The sequence below is a fragment of the Vibrio hepatarius genome (assembly GCF_011806575.1).
GTDB lineage: Bacteria > Pseudomonadota > Gammaproteobacteria > Enterobacterales > Vibrionaceae > Vibrio > Vibrio hepatarius_A.
This window is the reverse complement of sequence record NZ_JAATOO010000012.1, coordinates 59,351-80,587: the sequence shown is the minus strand read 5'-3', so window position 1 is coordinate 80,587 and position 21,237 is coordinate 59,351. Positions and strand designations below refer to the sequence as shown.

General features: G+C 47.4%; 19 protein-coding genes and 1 other annotated feature. Of the genes, 13 read left to right on the top strand and 6 right to left on the bottom strand.

Features of this window, described 5'->3' with window-relative positions; all coding sequences use genetic code 11:
- Positions 1-108: 108 nt before the first annotated feature.
- From HCZ42_RS11500 to hldE, 3 genes are all read left to right on the top strand, one after another.
- Positions 109-1,365 carry a methyl-accepting chemotaxis protein gene (locus tag HCZ42_RS11500; RefSeq protein WP_167420830.1) on the top strand — a complete coding sequence of 419 codons (1,257 nt, stop codon included), beginning with the start codon at positions 109-111 and terminating at the stop codon, positions 1,363-1,365.
- Positions 1,366-1,493: 128 nt separating this feature from the next.
- Positions 1,494-4,337 carry a bifunctional [glutamate--ammonia ligase]-adenylyl-L-tyrosine phosphorylase/[glutamate--ammonia-ligase] adenylyltransferase gene (glnE, locus tag HCZ42_RS11495; RefSeq protein WP_167420829.1) on the top strand — a complete coding sequence of 948 codons (2,844 nt, stop codon included), beginning with the start codon at positions 1,494-1,496 and terminating at the stop codon, positions 4,335-4,337.
- Between the two features lie 112 nt (positions 4,338-4,449).
- Positions 4,450-5,880, top strand: coding sequence for a bifunctional D-glycero-beta-D-manno-heptose-7-phosphate kinase/D-glycero-beta-D-manno-heptose 1-phosphate adenylyltransferase HldE (gene hldE / locus HCZ42_RS11490; protein WP_167420828.1), 1,431 nt, complete (start codon positions 4,450-4,452; stop codon positions 5,878-5,880).
- 113 nt (positions 5,881-5,993) lie between these two features.
- On the opposite strand, the gene arcA is transcribed toward hldE, so the two are convergent.
- On the bottom strand, positions 5,994-6,710 hold the full coding sequence (gene arcA, locus HCZ42_RS11485; RefSeq protein ID WP_053409030.1) for a two-component system response regulator ArcA: 717 nt from the start codon (positions 6,708-6,710) through the stop codon (positions 5,994-5,996).
- 323 nt (positions 6,711-7,033) lie between these two features.
- On the opposite strand from arcA, the gene HCZ42_RS11480 reads away from it, so the two are divergent.
- The gene (locus HCZ42_RS11480) at positions 7,034-7,423 is read left to right on the top strand and encodes a DUF3293 domain-containing protein (RefSeq protein ID WP_167420827.1); all 390 of its coding nucleotides are present in this window, start codon (positions 7,034-7,036) and stop codon (positions 7,421-7,423) included.
- Between the two features lie 30 nt (positions 7,424-7,453).
- Positions 7,454-7,939: a putative 4-hydroxy-4-methyl-2-oxoglutarate aldolase gene (locus HCZ42_RS11475; protein WP_167420826.1), complete on the top strand. Its 486-nt coding sequence runs from the start codon at positions 7,454-7,456 to the stop codon at positions 7,937-7,939.
- On the opposite strand, the gene HCZ42_RS11470 is transcribed toward HCZ42_RS11475, so the two are convergent.
- The gene (locus HCZ42_RS11470; protein WP_167420825.1) at positions 7,936-8,397 is read right to left on the bottom strand and encodes a hypothetical protein; all 462 of its coding nucleotides are present in this window, start codon (positions 8,395-8,397) and stop codon (positions 7,936-7,938) included. The genes HCZ42_RS11475 and HCZ42_RS11470 overlap by 4 nt on opposite strands.
- 274 nt (positions 8,398-8,671) lie before the next feature.
- Here HCZ42_RS11470 and thrL point away from each other — a divergent pair, with 274 nt between their 5' ends.
- The 4 genes from thrL to thrC all read left to right on the top strand — a co-directional run bounded on the left by thrL (position 8,672) and on the right by thrC (position 13,547).
- A complete protein-coding gene (gene thrL / locus HCZ42_RS11465) occupies positions 8,672-8,749 on the top strand; it encodes a thr operon leader peptide (protein WP_167420881.1) in 78 nt (25 codons plus the stop codon).
- Positions 8,681-8,803 (top strand) — a sequence feature (Thr leader region). It overlaps the preceding gene by 69 nt.
- Positions 8,804-8,833: 30 nt before the next feature.
- Positions 8,834-11,293 (top strand): bifunctional aspartate kinase/homoserine dehydrogenase I, encoded by a 2,460-nt coding sequence (thrA, locus tag HCZ42_RS11460; RefSeq protein WP_167420824.1) that lies wholly within the window; start codon positions 8,834-8,836, stop codon positions 11,291-11,293.
- A 17-nt stretch (positions 11,294-11,310) separates the two neighbouring features.
- On the top strand, positions 11,311-12,267 hold the full coding sequence (thrB, locus tag HCZ42_RS11455; RefSeq protein WP_167420880.1) for a homoserine kinase: 957 nt from the start codon (positions 11,311-11,313) through the stop codon (positions 12,265-12,267).
- Entirely contained in the window at positions 12,264-13,547 is a 1,284-nt protein-coding gene (gene thrC, locus HCZ42_RS11450; protein ID WP_167420823.1) for a threonine synthase, read from the top strand. The genes thrB and thrC overlap by 4 nt, the downstream gene beginning before the upstream one ends.
- 57 nt (positions 13,548-13,604) lie before the next feature.
- On the opposite strand, the gene HCZ42_RS11445 is transcribed toward thrC, so the two are convergent.
- From HCZ42_RS11445 to mtnN, 4 genes are all read right to left on the bottom strand, one after another.
- Complete coding sequence (locus HCZ42_RS11445; RefSeq protein WP_167420822.1) at positions 13,605-14,225, bottom strand: TRIC cation channel family protein; 621 nt, start codon at positions 14,223-14,225, stop codon at positions 13,605-13,607.
- Between the two features lie 66 nt (positions 14,226-14,291).
- Entirely contained in the window at positions 14,292-15,116 is an 825-nt protein-coding gene (btuF, locus tag HCZ42_RS11440; protein WP_167420821.1) for a vitamin B12 ABC transporter substrate-binding protein BtuF, read from the bottom strand.
- Positions 15,117-16,070, bottom strand: coding sequence for a cobalamin biosynthesis family protein (locus HCZ42_RS11435; RefSeq protein WP_167420820.1), 954 nt, complete (start codon positions 16,068-16,070; stop codon positions 15,117-15,119).
- 14 nt (positions 16,071-16,084) lie between these two features.
- Positions 16,085-16,780, bottom strand: coding sequence for a 5'-methylthioadenosine/S-adenosylhomocysteine nucleosidase (gene mtnN, locus HCZ42_RS11430; RefSeq protein WP_167420819.1), 696 nt, complete (start codon positions 16,778-16,780; stop codon positions 16,085-16,087).
- A gap of 185 nt (positions 16,781-16,965) precedes the next feature.
- Between mtnN and rpsO the strand changes: the two genes are divergently transcribed.
- The 4 genes from rpsO to HCZ42_RS11410 all read left to right on the top strand — a co-directional run bounded on the left by rpsO (position 16,966) and on the right by HCZ42_RS11410 (position 21,217).
- Positions 16,966-17,235 (top strand): 30S ribosomal protein S15, encoded by a 270-nt coding sequence (gene rpsO / locus HCZ42_RS11425; RefSeq protein WP_005380094.1) that lies wholly within the window; start codon positions 16,966-16,968, stop codon positions 17,233-17,235.
- A 293-nt stretch (positions 17,236-17,528) separates the two neighbouring features.
- Positions 17,529-19,661 carry a polyribonucleotide nucleotidyltransferase gene (gene pnp / locus HCZ42_RS11420; RefSeq protein WP_167420818.1) on the top strand — a complete coding sequence of 711 codons (2,133 nt, stop codon included), beginning with the start codon at positions 17,529-17,531 and terminating at the stop codon, positions 19,659-19,661.
- A gap of 129 nt (positions 19,662-19,790) precedes the next feature.
- Positions 19,791-20,708, top strand: coding sequence for a lipoprotein NlpI (gene nlpI / locus HCZ42_RS11415; RefSeq protein WP_167420817.1), 918 nt, complete (start codon positions 19,791-19,793; stop codon positions 20,706-20,708).
- 95 nt (positions 20,709-20,803) lie between these two features.
- Complete coding sequence (locus tag HCZ42_RS11410; protein WP_167420816.1) at positions 20,804-21,217, top strand: MarR family winged helix-turn-helix transcriptional regulator; 414 nt, start codon at positions 20,804-20,806, stop codon at positions 21,215-21,217.
- The last annotated feature ends 20 nt before the right edge of the window (positions 21,218-21,237 follow it).

Below are 21,237 nucleotides of genomic sequence, written 5' to 3'. Positions count from 1 at the left end.
GGCTCGAAATAATTAATAAATGCCGCTGGAACGGTTAGTAAGAGCGAATTCGTTGCGTATTTTGAATCGGTTATAAACCAATATATAAGACTTAGTGGAGAACGAACAATGACCAAAATGGCATTTAAGCCATGGGAGCGCGTAATTACCGACATACGTCTGGTGCCCAAGATGGCGTTACTGATGGTGTTTAGTACCGTGCTGATCATTGCGAAACAGCTTTGGGATGCGAATACTTTTTACGACTCTCTGTTATCAGTGACCGAAAGTGTCGAAGTCGCTCAACAACACTACGACGCCTATTTAGTTCAAGTGGCCTGGCAGACTGGTCTTTTGATCGTCATGTTTGTCACCTTATTGCTGTTTGCCGCGCGCATCATGCTACGCCAGACTCAGTATCTGAACGACGCGATTAAATTGATGGCGGACAAAGACCTTTCAGTGCCGATTCACATGGATTGCAAAGATGAATACGGTGATGTCGCTCGTGAACTGGAAAAAACGCGTAAGCAACTGCAAGACATGATTAAGTTGCAGGTGAGTTCATCGCAAGAGCTTTCAAGCCTGACGGAAGTGATGACGTTAAGCATGTCAGAAACCAAAGAGTCTGCCCAGGAAGAGTTTAACGAAATCGATCAGCTTGCGACGGCAATGAGCGAAATGACTTCAACGGTACAAACCGTCGCTGACCATGCGCAGCAAGCGTCTTCGCTTACCGAGAACGCATCGGGCCAAGCAGTGACCGGTCAGCGTTTTATTCAGGGTACAGTAACGAAAATCAGCGAATTGTCTCAAGATATTTCCGCGTCGGCGCACGCTGTTAACCAAGTTGAAGAGAGCGTTGATTCGATCGGCAGCGTGGTTGGTACCATCCAAGGCATTTCTGAACAAACGAACCTGCTGGCATTAAATGCAGCGATTGAAGCGGCTCGTGCGGGTGAAGCAGGGCGCGGCTTTGCTGTGGTGGCGGATGAAGTTCGTAATCTAGCGCAACGTACTCAACAAGCGACAGTCGAAATTCAAGATATGATTACACAACTGCAATCGAGCGCTAACTCTGCGGTTGGTTTGATGGAAAAGAGTGTGGTTGAGGCTGCGGAAGGGGTAGAGCTAGTCACCAACGCAGGCAGTGAGTTGGATGGCATCGTTGAGCAAGTGAAGCAAATCAACGATATGAACTTCCAGATTGCTACCGCGGCCGGTCAACAGAGCAGTGTTTCGGAAGAGATGAGCCAGAACCTCACCAACGTGCGTGAATTGGTGGAAGCCTCGGTGACGGTGGTGACAGAGTTGCTCGAGACTTCTGAAATCATGCAACAGAACGCGACTGAATTGGATGAGAAAATCACCTCGTTTAAAGTCTAATTCACAGCGATATTCATGAATAAACGCCCACTATCATCCAGTGGGCGTTTTTTATTGCAGCAATTTTGATATAACTAGCCTAAACGCCTATTGATATTGCGGCCAGTCTCTTTATACAAGGAAGATTCATGCTACTGCCAGAAAGCCTCGCCCCTATTTCTCAATCCGCTCTAGAATCCATTCGCCAATCAGCAGATGCACTCAAACATTGGCCTGAATCGCTGCTCACTCAGCTCGACTATGTGGCTGGTTTGAGTCAGTTTGTCGTCGATGTACTCAACACCGATGAACATTTATTGCAGGTGTTGCCAGAGATGTTGCAAGAGACATCGCGCCATAGTGCTTATCGAAAGCGTCTCGCCATTTTGTTGAGTGATTGCCACGACGAAATGTCGGGCCATCGCGTGCTCAGGCAATTCCGTAATCGAGAAATGGTCTATATCGCTTGGCGTGACTTTACCGGTACTTGGTCGCTTGAAGAGAGCTTAGAACATCTTTCTCAACTGGCTGAAGCGATGATCTTTGAAACCTATCAGTGGCAATACAAAGCTTGTTGCGAACTATGGGGCACGCCGTGTAATGCCCAAGGTGACGCGCAACCTATGCTGATTATCGGCATGGGAAAACTAGGTGGCGGTGAACTTAACTTTTCCTCTGATATCGATTTGATTTTCACTTACCCAGAAAACGGTGAAACCCAAGGGACCAGACGCAGTATTGCCAACGCGCAATTCTTTACCCGTTTAGGACAAAGGATCATTAAAGCGCTCGATCAGCAGACGTATGACGGTTTCTGCTACCGAGTCGATATGCGCCTGCGCCCGTTTGGTGACAGTGGCCCGTTGGTGATGAGTTACGCTGCACTGGAAGATTACTATCAAGAGCAGGGGCGTGATTGGGAACGCTACGCAATGGTCAAAGCACGCGTGATGGGCAGCGAAATGTACCCGGAATATCAAGAGCTGCGTCAGATGCTGCGACCATTTGTATTTCGTCGCTACATTGACTTTAGTGCGATTCAATCGCTACGCCGAATGAAGTCGATGATCAGCAGTGAAGTTCGCCGTCGTGGCTTGGTCAATAACATCAAGCTTGGCGCAGGTGGCATCCGTGAAATCGAGTTTATCGCACAAGTGTTCCAACTTATCCGTGGTGGACGAGAGCCAGGGCTTCGCCACCGCAGTCTATTGCTAACCCTCGATGCGATTGAAGAACTCGATTTGCTCGAAGACGGCGGGACTCAACATTTGCGAGACGCTTATAAATTCTTGCGCCGCTTAGAGAACCTGTTGCAAGCCATGGCTGACAAGCAAACCCAGACTCTGCCCGAGAGTAGCGTTGAGCAGTTACAATTGGCGACGGCGATGGGCTATCACGATTGGCAAGGCTTGCTAGCAGATGTACACACGCACATGGACGCGGTTCACCAAGTGTTCAATGGTCTGATCGGTGATGACGAAGAAGAAAGTTCTGACGTCGCGAAGCACTTCCACGAGCTATGGGACATGGCGGAAAAACAAGATGTCATGGAGCATGTGCTAAGCGAAGACATTGGTGCCGAAGAGCCACAAGTGATGGCCAACACGATCATTCAGTTCAAACGCGACTTAGCGAAGAAAACCCTCGGCCCACGCGGACGTGAAGTATTGAATCGCCTGATGCCAAAAGTGTTTGCCGCGATTTACTCTCATCCAGATGCGCAGTTTGGCCTGCCTCGAGTCCTGCATTTGCTGCAAAAGATTGTTACCCGCACCACTTACTTAGAGTTGCTTGATGAGCACGCTGCGGCGTTGACTCAGCTAGTCAGACTATGTACCGCCAGTCCGATGATTTCCGAGCAGCTCGGGCGTTACCCAATCCTGCTTGATGAGCTAATTGACCCGCAGCAGCTCTACAATCCTATCCCGCTGGAAAGTTATCAAACTGAGCTGCGCGATTTTCTTGCCCGTATCCCTGAAGACGATATGGAGCAACAGATGGAAGCGCTGCGCCAGTTTAAGCAAATCTGCATTTTGCGCATTGCCGCTGCCGATATTGCGGGCGTACTTCCTGTGATGAAAGTGAGCGACCACTTAACCTACCTTGCGGAGGCGATAGTTGAGTCAGTGGTCAATCAAGCTTGGCTACAGATGGCAGAAAAATACGGCGAACCTAACCATCTCAAAGACCGTGAAGGTAAAGGTTTTGCCGTGATTGGTTACGGTAAAGTCGGCGGTTGGGAGCTCGGATATAATTCGGATCTAGATATCGTCTTTATGCACGATTGTCCGGTTAGCGCTTATACCGATGGTAAAAAAGAGATCGACGGTCGACAGTTTTATCTGCGCTTGGCCCAGCGCATCATTCATATTTTCTCGACTCGTACCGCATCGGGCATCTTGTATGAAGTCGACACGCGTTTACGCCCATCCGGTGCATCAGGGTTGTTGGTGAGCCCGGCGGAAGCGTTCGATGAATATCAGCACACCGAAGCTTGGACATGGGAGCATCAAGCGCTGGTGCGAGCGAGAATGATTTACGGCGACGAACCATTGCAGCAGAGCTTCGCCCAAACTCGCCACAACGTAATGACCTTAGAGCGCGATGAGAACAAGCTCAAGCAAGAGGTGGTCGATATGCGGATTAAGATGCGTGACCATTTAGGCGGCAAAAAAGCCGATCGCTTTATGCTAAAGCAAGACCCTGGTGGGATCACGGATGTTGAGTTTTTAGCTCAGTATCTGGTGTTACGTTACAGTCACGAGAAGCCAAAGCTGACCCGTTGGAGTGACAATGTGCGGATCTTCGAGTCGATGATTGCACAAGGTGTGATGGACGAAGAACAAGCGATGGCGATTACGCACGCCTACACCGAAATGCGAGACCAAATACATCACAGAAACTTGCTTAATCTTGATGCGGATGTCGCGCTGGATAAGTTTGTTGTTGAACGTGAATTGGTGAGTAAAATTTGGCAGCAATGGCTTGGATAAGCAAGAAATGGACTATCAGCGCTGTTTTATCACATAGCGCTGATAGTGAAGGGTTTAGGGCGCAAAAGTGCTGTGCTAAACTCAGCGCAGATTTAAATTGTGGAGATCGACGATGAAACCAATCCTACCGAACTACAAGGATTCAGGTGTATTGATCATTGGTGACGTAATGCTGGACCGTTACTGGTACGGACCAACAGGTCGCATTTCACCAGAAGCGCCAGTGCCTGTAGTCAAAGTAGAAAATAACGAAGAGCGTCCAGGTGGAGCGGCAAACGTGGCGATGAACATCGCTTCTCTTGGTGGTAACGCGCATATCGTAGGTTTGACGGGCATCGATGAACCAGCTAAAGCCTTGAATGAAACACTGACTTCTTTGAACGTAAAGTGTAATTTCGTGGGCTTGCACAACTATCCAACCATCACCAAGCTACGTGTGATGAGCCGTGGTCAGCAACTGATTCGTCTCGACTTTGAAGACAAGTTTGAGAATGTTGACCCAAACATGATCCTAGAGCGCATGGAACAATCACTGCCGAAAGTGAAAGCAGTGGTATTGTCAGACTACGACAAAGGCGCACTCGAACATGTACAGCTGTTTATTCAGAAAGCGCGTGCGGCAAACGTACCTGTATTTATCGATCCGAAAGGTGCGGATTTCGAACGCTACCGTGGCGCAACATTGTTGACGCCAAATATGGCTGAGTTTGAGCTGGTGGTAGGCAAGGTGAAATCAGACCAAGAGCTGGTTGAGAAAGGCTTGAAGTTGATTGATGATTTTGACTTTGAAGCGCTGCTTGTTACGCGTAGTGAGCATGGTATGACGCTGCTTCGCCGTGGTCAGAAGCCATTCCACCTACCGACTCAAGCGAAAGAAGTTTACGATGTGACTGGTGCGGGTGACACCGTTATCTCGGTACTTGCGGCTTCTGTTGCGGCGGGCAAACCAATGGATGAAGCGTGTGCGCTGGCGAATGCAGCAGCAGGTGTCGTTGTTGGTAAACTGGGTACCTCGACAGTTTCGACCATCGAGTTGGCTGAAGCCGTACACGGTAGCCAAGACACTGACTTTGGTGTGATTGGTGAGAAAGAGCTCATCGAAGCGGTGAAGAAAGCGCAAGCGAAAGGTGAGAAAGTGGTCATGACCAACGGTTGTTTCGACATTCTCCACGCAGGGCACGTGTCTTATCTGAACCATGCTGCGCAATTGGGTGACCGCCTAATCGTCGCGGTAAACACCGATGAGTCGGTGAAGCGTCTTAAAGGACCTGGTCGTCCAGTCAACCCAACGGATCGCCGTATGGCGGTACTAGCGGGTCTTGGTGCGGTTGATTGGGTGGTACCGTTTGGCGAAGATACGCCTCAGCGCTTGATCTCAGAGGTTTTACCGGATCTGTTGGTCAAAGGTGGTGATTACAAGCCGGAAGAGATTGCTGGTGGTAAAGAAGTGATTGCCAATGGCGGCGAGGTTAAAGTGCTGAACTTTGAAGATGGCTGCTCAACGACTGAAATCATTGATGCGATTAAAGGCGGCAAAGGTTAAGTCTTTATCCAATTCTTAGTTAAAACGCCTGCTTGATAGCAGGCGTTTTTATTTGAGCGCGATAAAAAAATGGAGCCCATCGGCTCCATTTTTAGAATCATCTATAGAAGAAACTAGTCTTCTAGGTCGCCACAGAAACGGTAACCTTCACCGTGGATTGTCGCGATGATCTCTGGCGTACCAGATACTGACTCGAAGTGTTTACGGATACGACGAATCGTTACGTCAACAGTACGGTCGTGTGGCTTAAGCTCACGGCCAGTCATTTTCTTCAATAGGTCAGCACGAGTCTGAATCTTGCCCGGGTTTTCACAGAAGTGAAGTAGAGCACGGAACTCAGAACGTGGAAGCTTGTAGCTATCACCGCTTGGGCTTACAAGAGAACGACTGTTGATATCTAGCACCCAACCGTTGAATTCGTACTTCTCAACGCTACGCTTCTCTTCCGTTACCGCACTTGCGTTCATCGAACGGCTTAGTAGGTTACGAGCACGGATGGTTAGCTCACGAGGGTTGAATGGTTTTGTGATGTAATCATCAGCACCAATTTCAAGACCTAGGATCTTGTCAACTTCGTTGTCACGGCCAGTTAAGAACATGAGCGCTACGTTTGCTTGTTCACGAAGCTCGCGAGCAAGTAGTAGGCCATTTTTACCTGGGAGGTTAATGTCCATAATGACCAAGTTTACTTGGTTATCGGACAGCACCTGGTGCATCTCTTCACCGTCACTGGCCTCAAAAACAGCGTATCCCTCTGCTTCAAAAATACTCTTAAGAGTGTTACGAGTTACTTGCTCATCTTCGACAATAAGAATGTGCGGGGTTTGCATTGGCGGTACCTAAACTTGTGAAAAAAATGTGCTAATGGAATAAATTTTAGGCAAAAACATAACACATAGGTAATGTGATGTTGATAATAAACCAAAGATCATAAAATTACACTTTCTTTGGTTGCCCGCCATCCTTGGATTTTTTGTTGCCTTTGAGGCACCCGTTCCTCAATTACTCCATCAGTCGTTGAGGCGGATTTTATAATGTTAACAGCATGCTAACAACGTAGAAGTGTTAATTCCAATCACTTTGTTGATTTATATCAAGAGTTAGAATGTAACAAATATTAATAGTAGCGGTTAAATGTAAAAGTATAGGCCATATGAAGATTGATGCGCAGTTGTGGGCGGCTTACGCTGAACCTTATTTCCGCTTTCAAAGCCCGGTAAAGTGTAGGTGTTTTGCCATTATTACCGCTTGGAACCCGGCGAGTGTTTGGCGGTCGAATGAAGAAAATAATCGAAATAATCGACAGTTAAGACAAGATATCGACCATAATTACTATGTCGATGTACTAGTGGGGGACGAGATATTTTCCTGGGCAGAAGAGAGTTTTGCCGTTGAAGTAAGCCTTCAAAAGGCTGTCGAACTCGGACGAAAATTTGGTCAAAACGCGGTCTATTATGCTGAAAGTGAGGAACTGTTTTTGGTTTCTTGCGACGAAAATGAAACTAAATTAGCGCTTGGAAAGTGGCAGCTACGTTGTAGGTGAAGGATTAACTTGTTATCTCATGGAGGAAAAATGAACGATATAACGCCGGATATTTGCGATAAGCACGAGGATAAAGTGACACTCTTGGCTTTGCCTTTGCAGAATTATGGACGTAAAAGCGCGTTTTATGGCGAGATAGTGACCATCCGTTGCTATCACGATAATTCGAAAGTACGTGAAATGCTAGGGCAAGACGGAACCGGTAAAGTTCTTGTGGTTGACGGTCATGGCTCTTGTCAAAAAGCACTACTTGGCGACCAGTTGGCAATATTAGCTATCGATAATAATTGGGAAGGGGTAATTGTAAATGGCGCTATCCGTGATGCGGCGGCAATGGCAGAGATGGAATTAGGCGTAAAAGCGTTGGGTACCAATCCATTTAAAACACAAAAACGTGGGGCAGGTGATGTCAATATCACTTTGACTATCCATAACCAAATGATTCAACCGGGTGATTACATCTACGCAGATTGGAACGGTGTGTTGATGTCGACAGAAAAGCTCGATTGGGATTAAAAGCGAAAACCCAGTCCAAATTCCACTTCTTGTTGCCACTCTTGATAATCGAGAGTGGCATGTAAGTCCAAATTCTCGGTTAATCTCACTCGGCTTGAGACTTCTGCCGAAATGACTTTCTCGCGTCGGTCGTTGTCGGTTTCATTGCTATACGAGTGCAAGGAGCTGCTAAACGAAATCCTCGGTGACGCTTGAAAACTGACACCACTAAGAAAACCGGTTTCGTTTTCTTGATCGTTGTTGTTGAGTCGAGCCCCGACGTATAAGTCTACGTTGCGAAACAGATTATAAGAGTAGCCGCCGTCGACTTTCCAAGTATCAAAATCGCGTTGGTCATTTTCGCTGGAAAGAAATAGGCGGTGCGAAGAGTGAGCTTGCTGGGAAGGTAATGCGGGCAATTCGGCAGCACATAGCGAGCCAGTAAAAACTAGCGCAAACAGGCTTAGCATCCTTTTCATGTGCCGCTCCTTGTTGTTATTTGTGTTCCCACTGCAGAACTAAGTAAAGCATAAAACTAATGTACTAGTAGTAATTTCTTAATTGAATTTTATGGGTGAATTTGTGCGGGTGCGATTCCAATACTTTAATCAGTGTATACATGGATGTTGTTACGAAACTAAATGTGAATCACATATGGTAAGAACGAAAAATAAAAACTTTTCATTGACTCGTAGTCAGGAAATAAGGTAAACGTATGGGTAAGCAAACACATACACGCACTTAAAGTAAATTATGAATAACCACAGCCTAGTAGTAATGACCACAACCATTATTATTACCGACATCGCACATGTTGGGGCAGGCTGCTAAGCGAAACAAATTCAAAGGAAGGCCTGTATCCGACAAGATACAGGCCTTTTTTTATGCCAATTTAAAAGACATTTGGAGGAAGGGATGCGAGTTTTAAAGTTTGGAGGATCATCATTAGCTGATGCTGATCGCTTTTTAAGAGCGGCGGATATCATTGCTAATAATGCTCAACAGGAAGAAGTAGCTGTCGTATTGTCAGCTCCAGGAAAAACAACAAATAAATTGGTTGCCGTCATCGAAGCGGCGCTAAAAACAGGTGACGCCGAACTCAAAATCGCTGAGCTAGAAGATTCATTTCGCGACCTATTCCAAGACATCAAACAAGTCTTACCAAACCTCGACGGTGCGGGTTACGACCATCAGGTAAAATCGTCTCTAACCCAACTGCGTCAGTTTGTTCACGGCATCAACTTGCTTGGTATGTGCCCAAACAACGTTAATGCACGTATTATCAGCAAGGGTGAGCGCGTTTCTATCCAACTGATGAAAGCAGTACTAGAAGCGAAAGGGCAACCCGCTAGCTTGATTGACCCAGTAGAGTACTTATTTGCACGTGGTGACCATTTAGAAGCGATGGTCGATGTAGAAATCTCGACAGAGAACTTCCGCCAAAATCCGCTTCCTCAAGAGCACGTCAAGATCATGCCGGGCTTCACTGCGGGTAATGACAAAGGCGAGTTGGTTACCCTTGGACGTAACGGTTCTGACTATTCTGCCGCGGTATTAGCAGCGTGTTTACGTGCTGATTGCTGTGAAATCTGGACAGACGTAGACGGTGTATACAACTGTGACCCTCGTTTAGTTGACGATGCTCGTCTGCTGAAATCACTCAGCTACCAAGAGGCGATGGAGCTGTCTTACTTTGGTGCTTCTGTTCTGCACCCGAAAACCATCGCTCCGATTGCCCAGTTCCACATTCCATGTCTGATCAAAAACAGCTTTAACCCACAAGGTGCGGGTACGCTGATCGGTCAGGATACCGGTGAAGATAATCTGGCGATCAAAGGCATCACCACCCTTAGCAACCTGACCATGGTGAACGTTTCTGGTCCGGGTATGAAAGGCATGGTCGGCATGGCAAGTCGCGTATTTGGCGCGATGTCGTCGGCAGGCGTGTCGATTGTACTGATCACTCAGTCATCGTCAGAGTACAGCATCAGTTTCTGTATCGAGTCTGAAGATAAAGCGCTGGCGCAAAAAGCGCTGAGCGATACGTTTGAGCTTGAACTGAAAGATGGTCTGCTAGAGCCAGTCGACTTCATCGATGACGTCGCAATCGTGACGCTAGTCGGTGATGGTATGCGCACCTCTCGTGGTGTGGCGTCTCAGTTCTTCCTTTCTCTAGCAGAAGTGAACGTCAACATCGTTGCGATTGCACAGGGTTCTTCTGAGCGCGCAATTTCAGCGGTTATCCCAGAAGATAAAATCTCTGAAGCGATCAAAGCGTGTCACGAGAACTTGTTTAACTCTAAACACTTCCTTGACGTATTCGTTGTTGGTGTCGGTGGCGTCGGCGGAGAGCTGGTGGACCAAATTGAACGCCAACAAGCGAAGCTGGCAGAGAAAGGCATCGTGCTGCGCGTGTGTGGTCTTGCGAACAGCAAGGGCCTACTGCTCGATAGCAAAGGCTTGCCGTTGGAGCACTGGCGTGATCGCATGCAAGACGCCACCGAAGAGTTTAGCCTTGCGCGTTTGATTTCTTTGGTTCAGCGTAACCACATTATCAACCCGGTACTGGTGGACTGTACATCAAGCGAAGCGATCGCCAATCAGTACACAGATTTTCTTGCCGCGGGTTTCCACGTGGTAACGCCAAATAAGAAAGCCAACACCGCCAGCATGGCGTACTATCACCAGTTACGCGATGTTGCTCGTAGCTCTCGTCGTAAACTCATGTATGAGACAACAGTAGGCGCAGGTCTCCCGGTTATCGAAAACCTGCAGAACCTGATCTCTGCAGGTGATGAGCTGGAACGCTTCAGCGGTATCCTTTCTGGTTCTTTGTCGTACATCTTCGGCAAACTAGATGAAGGCATGACGTTGAGTGAAGCAACCAACATCGCGAAAGAAAATGGCTTTACAGAACCAGACCCGCGTGATGACCTATCAGGTATGGATGTGGCTCGTAAGCTACTGATTCTTGCTCGAGAAGCAGGAATGAACTTAGAGCTTGAAGACGTGATCGTTGACCAAGCATTGCCACCAGGCTTTGATGACTCTGGTAGCGTCGAAGAATTTATGGAGCGTTTGCCACAAGCGGATGCGTACTTTAAAGAGCAGTCTGCATTAGCTGCAGAAGAAGGCAAAGTATTGCGTTACGTGGGTGAAATTGCAGATGGTCAATGCCGAGTGAGTATTGCCGCTGTGGATGAAAACGATCCGATGTTTAAGATCAAGGATGGTGAGAACGCGTTGGCATTCTACAGCCGCTACTACCAGCCAATTCCACTAGTACTACGTGGTTACGGCGCGGGTACTGAAGTAACGGCTGCTGGGGTATTCTCAGATGTGATGCGTACATTAGGTTGGAAACTAGGGGTATAAACAAAATGAGTAGTGGTATGGATGTGGTGGTTTATGCCCCAGCGTCAATTGGTAACGTAAGTGTAGGTTTTGATGTGTTGGGGGCGGCAGTGTCCCCAATCGATGGTACTTTGTTGGGTGACCGTGTGCTGGTGAAATCTGGCAGTGAACCGTTTAGTCTCAAAACCGCAGGCCGCTTTGTGTCTAAATTGCCGGACAACCCAAAAGAAAACATCGTATACGATTGCTGGTTAGTGTTTGCCCGCGAGTTGGATAAGAAAGGCGTCGACTTGTGGCCGCTTGAAATGACACTAGAGAAAAACATGCCGATCGGTTCAGGTTTAGGCTCAAGTGCGTGTTCTATCGTTGCGGCTCTTGACGCTCTGAACCGTTTTCACGGTCAACCACTGAATGAGACAGAACTGCTCGCGTTAATGGGCGAGATGGAAGGCAAAATCTCAGGGGGAGTGCATTACGATAACGTTGCGCCGTGTTACTTAGGTGGCGTGCAGTTGATGTTGGAAGAGCTGGGTATCATCAGCCAAGAAGTACCGTGTTTTGACGACTGGTACTGGGTGATGGCGTATCCGGGCATCAAAGTCTCGACTGCAGAAGCGCGCGAGATCTTACCGTCTCAATACCGTCGCCAAGACATCATCGCTCACGGTCGTCATTTGGCGGGCTTTATCCACGCGTGTCACTCAGGTCAACCTGAGCTTGCAGCAAAAATGATCAAAGACGTGATCGCAGAACCATATCGTGAGAAACTGCTACCTGGCTTCGCTGATGCACGTAAATATGCGGCAACAGCAGGCGCATTGGCAACAGGGATCTCAGGAAGTGGTCCTACGCTATTTAGCATTTGCAAAGAAAAAGATGTCGCTGAGCGAGTTGCTCGCTGGCTAGAACAAAATTACGTACAAAATGAACAAGGATTCGTCCATGTTTGCCGTTTAGACAAACAAGGCTCGATCGTGACAGGAAGTGAGCTATGAAGCTTTACAACATAAAAGAAAATGATGAACAAGTTTCCTTTGGCCAAGCCGTTCGCCAAGGGTTAGGCCGTAATCAAGGTCTATTTTTTCCATCGGAACTACCTAAGTTTGACGATATCGATGCACTGCTAGCAGAAGACTTTGTTTCTCGTAGCACCAAGATTTTATCTGCGTTGATTGGTGATGAGTTATCGCAAGACCAAGTGAACTCACTGGTTGATGCGGCGTTCCAATTCCCAGCTCCGATTAAATCAGTGAAAGATGGCGTGTATGCGCTAGAGCTGTTCCATGGTCCAACGCTTGCGTTTAAAGACTTTGGCGGCCGCTTTATGGCGCAATCGCTAGCCGCGGTTTCCGATGGCGGTAAAATCACTATCTTAACAGCGACGTCTGGTGACACAGGTGCAGCCGTTGCACACGCTTTCTACGGTATGGAAGACATCAATGTGGTGATCCTATACCCGAAAGGCAAGATCAGCCCACTACAGGAAAAATTGTTCTGTACGCTAGGTAAGAACATTCACACAGTGGCGATCAACGGTGACTTTGACGCGTGTCAGGCTCTGGTTAAACAGGCATTCGACGATGCAGCACTCCGTGAAGAGATCGGCTTGAACTCGGCTAACTCGATCAACATCAGCCGTTTGATGGCGCAAATCTGCTACTACTTCGAAGCAGCAGCGCAGATGAGTAAGCAAGAGCGTGAAAATCTCGTTGTATCAGTACCAAGTGGTAACTTCGGTAACCTAACTGCGGGTCTACTCGCTAAAGTGCTTGGTCTACCAATTAAACGCTTTATTGCCGCAACTAACGCGAACGATACAGTGCCTCGCTACCTAGAGACAGGTAAGTGGGAGCCGAAGCCAACCGTCGCAACAACGTCTAACGCGATGGATGTGAGTCAGCCAAACAACTGGCCGCGTATCGAAGAGCTATGCCGCGTAAAAGAGTGGGGCTTAGAAACATTAGGTAAAGGTGCGGTTTCAGACCAGCAGAGCGCTGAGTCAGTGAAATCATTGTTTGACCAAGGTTACCTATGTGAACCGCACGGTGCGATCGCATACCGTGTGTTGGAAGAACAGCTTCAAGAAGGTGAGACTGGTCTGTTCCTATGTACCGCTCACCCGGCGAAATTCAAAGAAGTGGTTGACGATATCTTAGGTTCTGACATTGAGCTGCCAGCACCGCTAGCGAAACACGCAGCGATGGAACTGTTGTCAGAAGAGCTAGATAACGACTTTGATGCGCTGAAACAAGTATTGCGTCGCGTACAAAAGTAATCGATATGATGGCAAAAAAGGTCGCTTAGGCGACCTTTTTTATTGGTTTGATTTTGTTTAGCGATTCAATGCAAATGTCGGCAGCGACAAGTGCCAGCGAATTGCACCTAAGCGTATCAACAAGGTCGAAAATACCCCAGCCAAGAACGCGGTATCATTATCGTATCCCATCGCCAGCGCAGTCGTGTGGAAAACGCCACCGATAATACATGCCGTCGCGTACACTTCGCTTCGCAGCACCATTGGCACTTCGCGCGCTAAAACGTCACGAATGATGCCACCACCACAGCCAGTGATTACCCCCATGATGACCGCCACTAGCGCTGAATCTTGGAATATCATCGATTTTTCAACGCCGATACCGACAAACACCGCCAGTCCGATCGCATCGCAAACCGGTAAGATCCACCAACGCAGCCTTGTCGGACGTCGAATGATGATCATTGTCGCAAGGCAGGTGAGTAATATGACCCATAAGTAGTTGGTATCGGTGATCCAAAATACCGGCGTTGCGCCCAACGCCATATCGCGAATGGTTCCGCCACCAATCGCAGTGACACTGCCTAAAACGGCAACACCAAATGGATCCATCTTTAATCGCCCGGCCAGTAACACGCCGGAAATAGCAAAAATTGCAGTACCAAAAAGGTCGATGCTATAGAGCAGCATTGAATCCATGTGGGTAAAATCTCATACAAAATAGGTAGTAGTAAAATGCCGGCTGATATCCAGCAGGCAGGGTTATTAATTCACGTTTGTTCGCGCCGATTCCAGATAATCACACACCTGTTCTATCGCCTTTAGAGTCCGTGGCGTCGGGCGGTTAATCCAATCTGAGTTTAGTTGCCAAACGTGGTTGTTTTCGACCGCAGTCAACTGCGAACGCCACGCTTGCCACATGTTGCCGTTTTTAATCGCGTGCTCAGAGGTAAAGATAACGTCTGGATTGTTGACGATGACCTGTTCTGAACTGACTTGCGGATAAGGCGCCGGGCTTTTCTCAAACACATTCACACCGCCACAAAATTCAAACACTTCGCTTGGCCACTTACCTTGCGCAACCGTGATAATTGGCTGTTCGCTCAGTTGGTAAAAATAGCGTACGGGTTGGTCAGTGTGGTAGCGTTTTTTCAGATTTTTGAGGGAATTTCGGTATTTTCTGGCCGCATTCTGCCCAATCGATGGATCGTCAGCGTATTGACTTAGTTGCTCGATATTGTGGGCAATATCTTGTAAAGAGGACGTTTGAGAGTAGTAGATCTTAAAACCGAACTGCTTGAGCTTATCTAACTCTCGCATCGGGTTGCCTGACGGCCAAGCGATGATCAGATCGGGTTGTAGCGCGATAATACGCTCGATCTTGATGCCTTGATAATTGGCGACTTTCTCAATCTTAAGTGCTTCTGGCGGATAGTCGCTGCGTTCACTGACGGCGACAAGCTTATCGCCAAGACCTGCGGCAAAGGCAATTTCCGTTGCGTGAGGCGCTAAGCTAACGATGCGTTCGACAGGCTTTGCACTGACAATACATGGCAGCAACAGTACCAATAGGTAACACAGTTTTTTCATCTAGATCCCTTGATAAACCGCTGCCATGAGTGCGCTTTGGATCAGAATCCACGCCAACATGCGCCAAGCCAACAGTTTTTGTACTTGAGCCATATGCAGCGCAGACGGGGCAATGCGTCCACCAAGTTTGGCGCGAACCGATTTCTTACCGTCGTAAATCGCGGGACCACCCAACGATAGTTCCAGTTTTGCGCCGACCGATACCAGCAACCATGAAGGGCCAGGTAATGGCCACGATGCCGATTGTTGTTTGATTAATGTCATCACCGCACGAGACTTATTGCCAATGGCCACCATCAAGGCCAACAGGCGCAATGGGATAAAATCGAGCAAGGCGACGATGCGAATAGCTGGAATACCAAACGGTGAAAACTGTACACGAGAAGGAGACCAAGCTCGGGCCAGCTCTACCGACATTCGATAGACAAATGCTGCAACGCCACCACCGAACGCGTACCAAAATAATACGCCGAACACGTTTCGCCCGTAGGACATAATTAACGTCTCGGTTCCAGCTTTTCCTAACCCTAGTAGGGAAAGCGATTCCGTTGAACGGTTGACCACAGGTTTCAGCAACATTTTGGCCTGCTCTTTATCTTCGCGTGCAAGCGCCGCAACAAATTGAGCGCTGAACTTGTCGGTGTTACGCCAGTCGATGGCAAGGAGCAAAAACGCCAGTTCAAACAACTGTGGCTGCCAAACGAGAGGTTTAAGCGCGAAGATAACGATTACCATCGGCACCATCATTAACAGCCAAGCTAACGAACCGGAAATAAGGCTTTGTGAGTAGCTGTTGTTCGTGTTGACTTTTTGTGCCAGCAGCTCAGCAAATTTATGCCATAAAATGGCGGGGTGAGCTTCACGAGGGAAGGGCAGAATTACATGACACAATAAAGCGCCCCACATGACGAGGAGCGCTCCGTTTGAGTAGAGTAGGTTGAACAAATCTTCCATGATGTGCGTTCGTCTTACTTAAGTAACTCAACCATTTTGAAGACCATTTCTGACGAGCTTTGTGCTGCTAGAGGTAAGAACTCTTCAAAGCTCATTGGAGACTCTTTGTCTGCTACGTCAGAGATTGCGCGAACCACAACAAACGGTACGTTGAATTGGTGGCAAGTTTGCGCGATAGCTGATGCTTCCATCTCAACCGCGATAACCGAAGGGAAGTGAGTACGGATAAACGCTTGACGCTCAGCAGTGCAGACAAATGCATCGCCAGTACAGATTAGGCCGCGTACTGCGTGTTTGTCGTCCATTTGCTCGAGTGCTTGCTCGGCAACGTTCATTAGCTTTTCGTCTGCTAGGAATGCCGCTGGTTGTTGTGCCATTTGCCCCATTTCGTAACCAAATGCGGTTACATCAGCATCGTGGTGACGAACTTCCGTCGAGATCACGACATCACCAAGGTTTAAGCTTGAGTCGAAACCGCCAGCAGAGCCCGTGTTGATCACAACATCAGGTTGGTATTCATCTAATAAGATAGTTGTACCAATCGCCGCTGCTACTTTACCGATACCTGATTGAAGCAGAACTACGTCTACGCCATTAAGTTGACCAGAGAAGAAAGTACAACCTGCTTTAGTCACAGTTTGGCAGTTTTCAATAGCTTGTTTAAGGATGGAAACTTCTTGTTCCATTGCACCAATGATGCCGATTTTCATAGTGAATCCTGTTTGTTCAATTAGGTATTTCTTTTAGGTCGCTAAGTGTACCAGAAAACACGCAAGTTCCTAGAAAATACCTATTGCTTAACCTCTGCTCATCCCATATAATCCGCGCTTCGCGTAGTGGCTGAATCAGAGATTGGCTGCTACAACTTTAAACCTACTCTTATTAGGAGAGAATTATGTCTCTGAATGCAGAAACTAAAGCAGCAATCGTTGCAGAATACGCACAAGGCGAAGGCGACACTGGTTCACCAGAAGTTCAAGTAGCTCTACTTACAGCTTCTATCAACCACCTACAAGGTCACTTCAAAGCACACAAAGGCGATCACCACAGCCGTCGTGGTCTTCTACGTATGGTTTCTCGTCGTCGTAAGCTTCTAGATTACCTAAAAGGTAAAAACCTAGCTCGCTACCAAGACCTAATCAAACGTCTAGGCCTACGTCGCTAATCAGCGACTGCATAGCAGTTTGTCTAAAAAGGGGCTTTATGCCCCTTTTTTGTTGGCTAAATTTAGCCAAATGTCATTCTTGCCGTTATAATACGCACGGCTAAATCCCAAACGTCGGGATTTTCATCAAAAGCTCATTGCATTACAGTCACCTCGTCGACCAAAAGGTCGCGGCTATTAAAAAGAAATTTCGTTGAGTTTCTTTTCACTAGTCGCGATTCGTAATGCTTCGAGTGTTAATTAACACACTCTGGGTGCCGATATATTGGTGTACTCAGAAGCAAGGAATAATAATGTTCGAAAAACCAGTTGTTAAAACGTTCCAGTACGGTAATCACACGGTTACTCTAGAAACTGGCGTTATTGCACGTCAAGCTACTGCAGCAGTTATGGTCACAATGGATGATACGTCTGTATTCGTATCTGTTGTAGGTAAAAAAGAAGCCGTTGCAGGTCAAGACTTCTTCCCACTAACGGTTAACTACCAAGAGCGTACATACGCTGCAGGTAAAATCCCTGGTGGTTTCTTTAAGCGTGAAGGTCGTCCATCTGAAGGCGAAACGCTGACAGCTCGTCTAATCGACCGCCCAATCCGTCCGTTATTCCCAGACGCGTTTAAAAACGAAGTTCAGGTTATCGCGACAGTAATGTCTGTAAACCCAGATGTTCAGCCAGATATCGTTACCATGATCGGTACTTCTGCTGCTCTTGCTATCTCTGGTATCCCATTCAACGGTCCTATCGGTGCGGCACGTGTTGGTCATATCGATGGTCAACTTGTACTTAACCCTAGCCAAACTGAACTAGAAACTTCTAAGCTTGATCTTGTGGTTGCAGGTACAGAGTCAGCAGTACTGATGGTTGAATCAGAAGCAGACAACCTAACTGAAGAAGAAATGCTAGCAGCGGTTGTTTACGGCCATGATCAACAACAAGTTGCTATTAAAGCAATCAACGAATTCAAAGCAGAAGTTGCAACTCCTGCTTGGGATTGGGTTGCTCCTGCAGAAAACACAGTGCTTAAAACTAAGATCGCTGAGTTAGCAGAAGCTAAGCTTGTTGAGGCTTACCAAATCACTGAGAAAATGTCTCGTTACGACCGTATCCATGAGATCGCAGCGGAAGTAAATGAAGTTCTTCTTGCTGAAGACCCTGAAGCCGATACAAAAGAAATCCACACTATCTTCCATGATCTAGAGAAGACAGTGGTACGTAGCCGTATTATCGCGGGTAACCCTCGTATTGATGGTCGTGAGAAAGACATGGTTCGTGCACTAGATGTTCGCACTGGTGTTCTTCCTCGTACACACGGCAGCGCGCTATTCACTCGTGGTGAAACTCAGGCTATCGTTACGGCAACTCTAGGTACTCAGCGTGATGCGCAAATCATCGATGAGTTGACTGGTGAGCGTAAAGATCACTTCCTACTACACTACAACTTCCCTCCATACTGTGTGGGCGAGACTGGTTTTGTAGGTTCTCCTAAGCGTCGTGAAATCGGTCACGGTAAATTGGCGAAGCGCGGTATTGCTGCAGTGATGCCGTCTGTGGATGAGTTCCCATACACAGTACGTGTTGTGTCGGAAATCACTGAATCTAACGGTTCATCTTCAATGGCTTCTGTATGTGGTACTTCTCTTGCGCTTATGGATGCAGGTGTGCCAATCAAGTCTTCTGTTGCGGGTATCGCGATGGGCCTTGTGAAAGAAGGCGATGACTTCGTTGTACTTTCTGACATTCTTGGTGACGAAGACCACCTAGGTGATATGGACTTTAAAGTAGCAGGTACTAACACTGGTATTACTGCACTTCAAATGGACATCAAGATCGAAGGTATCACTAAAGAGATCATGCAAATTGCGCTTAACCAAGCTCAAGGCGCACGCAAGCACATCCTATCTGTAATGGATGAAGCAATCTCTGGTGCTCGTGACGATATCTCTGAATTTGCTCCGCGTATTCACACAATGAAGATCAGCTCAGAGAAGATCAAAGACGTTATCGGTAAAGGCGGTGCAGTTATCCGTGCGCTAACTGAAGAGACGGGTACCACTATCGAAATCGAAGACGACGGTACAATCAAGATTGCTGCAACTGAAGGTACAGCTGCGAAAGAAGCAATCCGTCGTATCGAAGAAATCACAGCAGAAGTTGAAGTAGGCCGCATCTACACAGGTAAAGTTGCTCGTCTAGCTGACTTCGGTGCATTCGTTACTATTCTTCCAGGTAAAGATGGTCTGGTACACATCTCTCAAATCGCTGACAAGCGTGTAGAGAAAGTGTCTGACTACCTAGCTGAAGGTCAAGAAGTTCAAGTTAAAGTTCTTGAGATTGACCGTCAGGGCCGTGTTCGTCTAAGTATGAAAGAAGCGGTAGAGAAGACAGAAGAAGCAGCGGCTGAAGAAAAGCCTGCATCTGACGCATAATGGTTTAACCGTAAGCCCACTTTGTGGATTAGCTTATTAGGTTAAAAGCATGTATAAAGGGAGCCATTGGCTCCCTTTTTTTATATGCGGATGATGCTAAGCTAGACTTAGCAACAGGAGTATCGAACTGTGAAATGGTTTCAAACCGCGACGCTTAGTCTTGCTGTATTAGTGACCGCTGGCTGTGCCTCAAATTCTAGTAACAATGCTGAATGGCTATACCCGCCGATGGCTGTGCCGTTGCAAGCGAGTGTTCAGCAAGAAGTACAAATCGCCCGACTAGGGCAGTTATTACAACGTCCAGACCTCAAGAATGAGGTTCGTGCCAAGATGTTTTACGAACGTGGCAGCTACTATGATAGTGTTGGCCTACGTGATTTGGCTCGTTTGGATTATAAGCAATCTTTGGCTATTAACCCACTTCAACCTGATCTCTATAACCTACTGGGTGTGCACTTTACTCAGGTAGGGGATTTCGATGCAGCGTATGATGCATTTGGTTCCACGCTTGAGCTTGATCCGTCGAATTCTTATGCTGAACGCAACCGTGCGATTGCCCTGTACTATGGTGACCGTCTGCCTTTAGCGATGGAAGACATGCAAAAGAACTACGCGCAGGATCCAGAAGACCCATTCCGTGCTCTGTGGTTGTATTTGATTGAATCAGAAGTTGATCCGATCAAAGCGCGCGAGCGTCTGATGGCAAGCTATCAACAACGCAATGAGCAATGGGGTTGGGTGTTAGTCGCGATCTCATTAGGTGAAGTGTCAGAAGCCAACGCGTTCAAAGCGATCCTACAAGGTACGCGAGATAACACCTTGTTAGCTCAAAGGCTGACTGAAGCCTACTTCTACTTGGGTAAGCGTTACCAGCGTGAAGGTGATTTTGCCAGTGCGATTTCGCTCTACAAGTTAGCGATTTCTTTCAACGTTTATGAATACGTTGAACATCGATACGCATTTCTAGAGCTCACGCGCATCTATAACCAAGTACAAGAAGAGCAGCTTGCGAGAGCGAAAAGCCAACAACAGCAAGCCGCCAAGTAGTTATATTTGACATGCTCAAAGCCACCGCAACAAGCGGTGGCTTTTTTATTATCTTGTCGCTAGAATAGTTAGTCTTGCTAACTAAGTTGATCATTATGACTCTAGAAAACAGTTTGATCGAGCTAGAGCGTTTCTGCGCAATAGCGTGGCGCGTCTATGCCAAGGAAGATCCACTTTCGTCGTTGAGCTTCAACGAGTTCGATTACTTGCGGGTGATCCAAGATTTCTCTGATGGCATTCGCATTACCGATTTGGCAGAAGAGATGAAAGTGACTAAACCATCAGCGTCTAACATGGTTGCTAGACTGCAGAAGAAAGGCTTAGTTCAGCGGGTTTCGTGTCCGGAGGATGGGCGCTCAAAGCGCGTTGTCCTGACAGAAAAAGTGATAAAGGATTTATCTTTAGAGCAAGAAGTTTACCGAACGATTGCGCAAGCAATGAATCGAAACTTGGATGTCGAAGAAGCAAGGCAGCTTGTCTACTTATTGGAAAAGTCGTTAAACAACTAAAATTTATCTATTTAGTTAGC